Origin of the sequence: Nocardia uniformis NBRC 13702, from assembly GCF_001613345.1 — a bacterium.
GTDB classification, from domain to species: Bacteria; Actinomycetota; Actinomycetes; order Mycobacteriales; family Mycobacteriaceae; genus Nocardia; species Nocardia uniformis.
The window spans coordinates 47,450-53,736 of sequence record NZ_BDCE01000115.1; the positions used below are offsets into that span (position 1 = coordinate 47,450).

The 6,287-nt window shown below is 64.9% G+C and carries 7 protein-coding genes; 6 read left to right on the plus strand and 1 reads right to left on the minus strand.

Going from position 1 to position 6,287, the window contains the following annotated elements; genetic code table 11:
- Positions 1-6: 6 nt before the first annotated feature.
- Positions 7-297: a WhiB family transcriptional regulator gene (locus tag NU1_RS37805; protein ID WP_067529056.1), complete on the minus strand. Its 291-nt coding sequence runs from the start codon at positions 295-297 to the stop codon at positions 7-9.
- A 354-nt stretch (positions 298-651) separates the two neighbouring features.
- On the opposite strand from NU1_RS37805, the gene NU1_RS37810 reads away from it, so the two are divergent.
- The 6 genes from NU1_RS37810 to NU1_RS37835 are packed head-to-tail and all read left to right on the plus strand — an operon-like array spanning position 652 to position 6,009.
- Positions 652-2,103 (plus strand): sensor histidine kinase, encoded by a 1,452-nt coding sequence (locus NU1_RS37810; protein ID WP_245720498.1) that lies wholly within the window; start codon positions 652-654, stop codon positions 2,101-2,103.
- Complete coding sequence (locus NU1_RS37815) at positions 2,100-2,513, plus strand: roadblock/LC7 domain-containing protein (protein WP_067529057.1); 414 nt, start codon at positions 2,100-2,102, stop codon at positions 2,511-2,513. Before NU1_RS37810 ends, NU1_RS37815 begins: the two co-directional genes overlap by 4 nt.
- Positions 2,510-2,881: a DUF742 domain-containing protein gene (locus NU1_RS37820; protein WP_067529058.1), complete on the plus strand. Its 372-nt coding sequence runs from the start codon at positions 2,510-2,512 to the stop codon at positions 2,879-2,881. The genes NU1_RS37815 and NU1_RS37820 overlap by 4 nt, the downstream gene beginning before the upstream one ends.
- Complete coding sequence (locus tag NU1_RS37825) at positions 2,862-3,512, plus strand: GTP-binding protein (protein ID WP_067529059.1); 651 nt, start codon at positions 2,862-2,864, stop codon at positions 3,510-3,512. Before NU1_RS37820 ends, NU1_RS37825 begins: the two co-directional genes overlap by 20 nt.
- Positions 3,509-4,792, plus strand: coding sequence for a cytochrome P450 (locus NU1_RS37830; RefSeq protein ID WP_067529060.1), 1,284 nt, complete (start codon positions 3,509-3,511; stop codon positions 4,790-4,792). The genes NU1_RS37825 and NU1_RS37830 overlap by 4 nt, the downstream gene beginning before the upstream one ends.
- Entirely contained in the window at positions 4,789-6,009 is a 1,221-nt protein-coding gene (locus tag NU1_RS37835; RefSeq protein WP_067529061.1) for a cytochrome P450 family protein, read from the plus strand. The genes NU1_RS37830 and NU1_RS37835 overlap by 4 nt, the downstream gene beginning before the upstream one ends.
- Positions 6,010-6,287 lie beyond the last annotated feature (278 nt).

Here is a 6,287-nt window from a genome sequence, read left to right on the forward strand (position 1 = left end):
TCGCACCTATCCGGCGCGGCGCAGCTCACCGTACTGACGGAACTCTTCCTTACGCTTACGCCGCTCCCGCTCCGACAGTCCGCCCCAGATTCCGAAGCGCTCATCGTGGGCGAGCGCGTATTCCAGGCATTCCCAACGCACTTCGCAGCGACCGCACACCAGCTTGGCCTCGCGGGTGGAGCCGCCCTTCTCCGGGAAGAACACATCCGGATCGGTCTGCGCGCACAAGCCGAGTTCTCGCCATGCCGGATCTTCCGTCTCGACGCGCGGCCAAATTGCTAGCTGTTTGATTGCCATCGGAACCTCCTGCTCTCAATACTCGCTGCTGACAGTGCGATCTTCCCAGTGGTTTCTTGTGAATCACTTCCGGTCGAGTTTGGTAGCCGCAGGATTGCTCTTCTGGAGGTGGTCGCGGTCACACTGGCGCGCCGGTCGCCATACAGCTCAACCGATGACCGGACCGGACTTCCTTTCGGACGTACAACATTGCCAGCGGGACTCGACTGGCGGCCACCGAATACGAGGGCTACAATCCACGCGACCTTCGAAACCGCTTGTCGGCCACGTTTTTTGGAATGGCGCGTGCACGCGGGTCGAAGCCAGGAAACCGCTGCGTTTCCCGTGGTCGACACGAGTGCGGAAGTGCGGAACTTGCCAGATTCATCTACTCCCCCGGACGACGAACAACCCCGACCCAGCATCGGTGGTCTACGCCAGCCCTATTCGGCACTGCTGGTCTGCGCGATCCTGACCACAGCCCTCGGGGTGGCCGCGGTACTCGCCGCACCCACCGATCTTCGAATACCGATAACGGCGAGTGCGCTGGTGATGGCTATCGCGCTGTGTGCCACCGTAACCGCCGCCTTCCACTACCGCGCGGAGAACGTCCGGCTGCGCCGCGACGCCGAACAGTTCCGGCGCGTCCTCACTACGGCTGCGACCGATGCGGCCGCGCATATCGAGACCGTGAACGAAAATGCGACCCGCCACGCGCGCGAGGCCCAGAGCGCCGAAACCCGCCGGGCCGCGGCCATGGCCGCGTTCGCCGGCGCGGCGGGCCGTATGCAGGCCATGACCACCAGCATGCTGGCGGAACTACGCGAGATGGAGCACCGGCACGCCGATCCGGCCATGCTCACCGATCTGCTGCATCTGGATCACCGCACCGCGCAGGCGGGTCGGCTGGCCGACAGTATCGCCGTACTCAGTGGTGCGCGGTCGGGACGGCGCTGGGCCAAACCCATTGCCATGGAATCGATCCTGCGTGGGGCGATGGGACGGGTGGCCGGATATCAGCGAGTTCGACTGCGCGCCATCTCCGATATCGCTGTCTCCGGCCATGCCGCCGAGGGTGTGATGCACGCCCTGGCGGAGCTGCTCGACAATGCCTGCAACTTCTCCCCGCCCACCACGGAGGTGCACGTCTATGCCGCCGAGGTGCCCGCGGGCGTGGTGATCACCATCGAGGACAGCGGGCTGGTCATGAGCGAATCCGCGTTGCGCCGGGCCGAATCCGCGGTCTCGGGGGGCGACGGACGCGATATCCGCTCGGACCTGTCCTCACTGACCGGCACCCGGCTTGGACTCGCCGTGGTGGGGCATCTGGCGCGCAAGCACGGGCTCACCGTGTCGTATCGCCCGTCGGCGATCGGCGGTACCGCGGTTGTCGTGGTGGTGCCGCGCGATCTCACCGCACGGATAGCGCCCGCGCAGCGCACGCTATCCCCCATGGCCGCGGCTATTTCCGACAGGTCGCAGAGCAGCGGCGCGCGGCCGGGGAGCAATACCGGACAGTTCGCGAGCACCGGTGCGCAGCTCGCGAGCACTGTCGCACCGTCCTCGATCACCGGGGAACAACTGGTGATCACCGGCGAGCAACCCGCGATAGCCCCGATCCCGCCGGCTCCCACCGAGTCGGTACTGCCCAAGCGACAGCGGGGTAGCACGCTCGCCGCGGTGCACCCCCAAGGTCTGTCCACCCCGAATCCCGTTGTGGCTCCGGCCGCGCCGTCCAAGCCGTCCGCGCTGGGTGCCTTCCAGCGCGCGGTCAGCGGGCGCGACAGCGCGAGTACCACAACCCCTTCCTCGGAGAATGATCGATGACAACGACCGCGACAGCACAATTGGGGTGGCTGCTGGAGCAGCTGCTCTCTCGTACCCCGAACGCCAGACACGCGCTACTGCTGTCCAGTGATGGGCTGAAGATCTGCCACACACCGGAACTCACCACCGATTCGGCCGATCAGCTGGCCGCGATCTCCGCCGGAATCCAGAGCCTCTCGCACGGCGCTTCCGTCGAATTCGGGGACGGCCGCAGCGGGGTACGCCAATCCATGACCGAGTTCTACGGCGGCATCCTCTTTATCGTCGAGGCCGGTATGGGCGCGCATATCGCGGTGGTCGCCGCCGAGGACGCCGATGCCGGACTGGTCGGCCACAATATGCGCGAACTGGTCGAGCAGCTCGGCGACCATCTGTCGGCCGCACCACGTAGGGGAACGAGCGTGCCGTGACCAGATCAGGCCGCGACGACACTCCCGATCGGCTCTACACGCTGACCGGGGGTCGGACCAGACCCGACTCCGATGCCTTCGACCTTGTGACTCTCGTTGTCAGCGAATGCGCTCCGACGATCGGTATGCAGTCCGAACACGCGGCCATCCTCCGTATGTGCCAGGCCCCGACCGCCGTCGTGGAAATCGCGGCGGAACTGCGCATCCCGGTCGGCATCGCCACCATCCTGCTGTCGGACCTGCTGCACGCGGGCAGGATCACCGTGCGCCATCCGCACACCGGCCCCGCCACCCCCGGTGCGCTGTGGTCCTCGGTAGCGGATGCCTCCACCCTCGAGAAGGTACTCGTTGGACTCCGCAAGCTCTGATATCCCGCCCGCATCCGACCCTCGACCGGCACGCGCCGACGCACCGCTGCACAGCACCGCGCGCCACGGGCTGAAAATCGTCGTCGTAGGCGGTTTCGGCGTCGGCAAGACCACCCTGGTGCGTTCGGTCAGCGAGATCCGTCCACTCGATACCGAGGCGACCATGACCGATATGGGCGTCGGCATCGACGATCCCACCGCGGCACCGGGTAAGTCGACCACCACCGTCGCCTTCGACTTCGGGCGTATCACCATCGACAATGAGCATGTGCTGTACCTTTTCGGCGCACCCGGCCAGGAACGCTTCTGGTTCCTGTGGGACCGATTGTTCACCGGCGCGCTCGGCGCGATCGTGCTGGTCGATCCGCGCCGCATCGCCGACTGCTGGTACGCCATCGACCGACTCGAACACCAGCAGACGCCATTCGTGGTGGCATGCAACGATTTCGGCGGACACCCGCATATGCCCGGCGAGGTTCGCGACGCCCTGGATCTTGATCCGAGTGTGCCACTGCTGACTTGCGATGCCCGCTCCCGCGAATCCAGCAAGCGGGTCCTGATCGGACTCGTCGAGCACCTCTACGCCGAAACCGCTCGGCGTTCCGCCCTCACCCCGGAGACCGCGTCATGACCTCCCCCGAAGTCACGTCCGACCGTACCGGCGGCTGTCCCGTGCGGCACTCCGAATCCGCTGTGCCGCTGAGCGGTCCGCGCTTCCACACCGATCCCTTTCAGCTGTACGCCGAGATGCGGCGCGAGCACGGGCCCGTGGTCGCGGTCGAACTGCCCGGTGGGATTCCGGCGTGGCTGGTGATCGGCTATCGCGAATTGCACCAGGTGACAAGTGATCCGGATTCGTTCCCGCGAAATGTCGCCCTGTGGAATCAGTGGCCCAATATTCCGCCGGATTGGCCGCTGCTGCCAATGGTGGGCCAGCCCATGCCCTCCATCTACTTCACGGCCGGGGCCGAGCATCGACGGCATGTGGCCATGGTGGAACCCGCGCTGGAGGCGGTGAATCCGTTCGATTTGCGACGCACCTGTGAGGATCTGGCCGACCAGCTCATCGACGGCTTCTGTGGGCGCGGTGAGGCCGACCTGGTCGCGTCGTTCGCGATGGCGCTGCCCGTGCTGGCGCTGGCGCGAATCATGGGCTTTCCCGATGAAGAAGCGCTCGAGCTGGCGACGACCATGAAGGTCATGGCCGACGGTGGCGCCGAATCTCAGGAGGCGTACGGGCGCTTCGCCGGGGCCATGCAGCGGCTGGTGGCGGTCAAGCAGTCGCGGCCCGGCAATGATCTGGTGTCGGTAATGCTGGCATGCCCGGAACCGTTCACCGCCGAGGAATACGCCCTCGATCTACAGGCCATCCTCGCCGCCGGGTACCTCACCACCGCCGACTGGCTGGTCAACTCATTGCGGCTCATGCTCACCGATGACCGCTTCGCGGCGGCCTTCGGCGGCGGACGCAGCAGCGTCGGACAGGCCATGAACGAGGCGCTGTGGGAGGACACACCGACACAGATCCTCGCCGGGCGCTGGGCCGCCCGCGATACCCGGTTGGCGGAGAAGACAATTCGCGCCGGAGACCTGGTACTACTCGGTTTGGGCGCGGCCAATGTGGATCCGCATGTGCGGCAGCACCTTTCCGACGGATCCACCTCGGCGCACCTCGGCAATAGTGCACACTTCTCGTTCAGCCACGGCGAGTACCGCTGCCCGTATCCGGCGCAGCAGATCGCGGAAGTCATCGCCCGCACCGGTATCGAGGTGCTGCTCGATCGGCTCCCGGACGTAGATTTGGCGATTCCGCCACAGAACCTGGTGCGGCGACCGTCGCCATTTCTGCGCGGAATGACCTCTCTCCCTGTTCGTTTCACACCAGTTCGCGCTGTCGGAGGTACCCCGTGAGTTCACAATGCCCCATCGCCATCGATCCGATGATCAGCGACCTCGCAGGGGAGACCGACCGGCTGCGTGCCGCCGGACCACTGGCCCGCATCGACCTGCTCGGCGCACCGGCCTGGACCGTCACCGATCACACCATCGCGCGACAGTTGCTGGTCGACACCCGCCTGGTCAAGGACATCAATGCCTGGGGGCTGTGGACCTCGGGCGTCATCACCCGGCAGTGGCCGCTCATCGGCATGATCGACGCGGGCCGCTCCATGTTCACCGTCGACGGTGCCGAGCACCGGCGGCTGCGCATCAAGACCACGCAGGCACTCACGCCACGGCGGCTGGAAGCGTTGCGGCCCATGATCGAACGGTTCGTCAAAGAACTGCTCGACGACCTCGATGAGGCCTCGCGTGACGGCGCGGTCGTGGACCTGAAGCAGATCTTCGCCTACCCGCTGCCGATGCGGGTGGTCAGCGAACTCATGGGCGTCGACCGGTCCGCGCACTCGATGCTGTTGGAGTCGTACAAGAAGTTCTTCTCCATGCTTACCCCGCAGGATGAGCGGTTGCAGGTGCTCGCCGACCTCGACATATTCTACGAGAAGATGGTGCGCGACAAGACCGCGACACCTACCGACGATCTCACCAGTGCCCTCATCCAGGCCGATGAGGGCGGCGAGCCGCTGACCGAGGAAGAAGTGGTCGGCAACCTCAAGGCCCTCGTCGCCGCTGGCCACGAAACCACTGTCAGCCTCATCCTCAGTGCTGTGCGCGCGCTGCTCACCAACCCCGAACAGCTCGAGAAGGTCCGCAGCGGGGAGTACGAGTGGAAGGCCGTCATCGAGGAAACCCTGCGGTTCGACGGGCCTGTGATCCACCTGCTCATGCGTTTCGCAACCGAGGACATCACCATCGGCGACACCGTCATCGAGAAGGGTGAGGGGGTGGTTATGTCCTACCGTGCTATTGGGCGCGATACCGCGATTCACGGCGAGGATGCCGACGAGTTCGATATCACTCGGCCGACGGCTCACCGCAATATTTCCTTTGGTTATGGGCCGCATATCTGTCCGGGGGCGGCGTTGGCTCGGCTCGAGGCTGCTATTGCGCTTCCTGCGCTGTTTGAGCGGTTTCCGGGGGTGCGGTTGGCGGTTCCGGTTGAGGAGATTGGGAATTTGCCTGTGCTTACTCAGAATGATTTGGCTGTGTTTCCGGTTCAGCTGAGTTGATTGTGGGTTGGGGGGCTCGTGGCTTTGGTTGTTTCCAAATTTTGACGGCCACTGTGCGGTGGTTGCGTTGGGGAACGAAGAGGAAGCAGTGTGGTGGCGTTGGGATTCTTTCCTGACCTGACTCCGCGGTTGGGAGCGTGTTCTTACGTTCCAGCCGGGTCCACTGGCCGTGGTGGCGATTTCGAGACATAACAAGACGAAAGACAAAAGACAAAAGATAGAGAGAAAGATCAGGAAGAATCTGAAGATTCGCAGATCAGATACCATTTCCTGTTCTG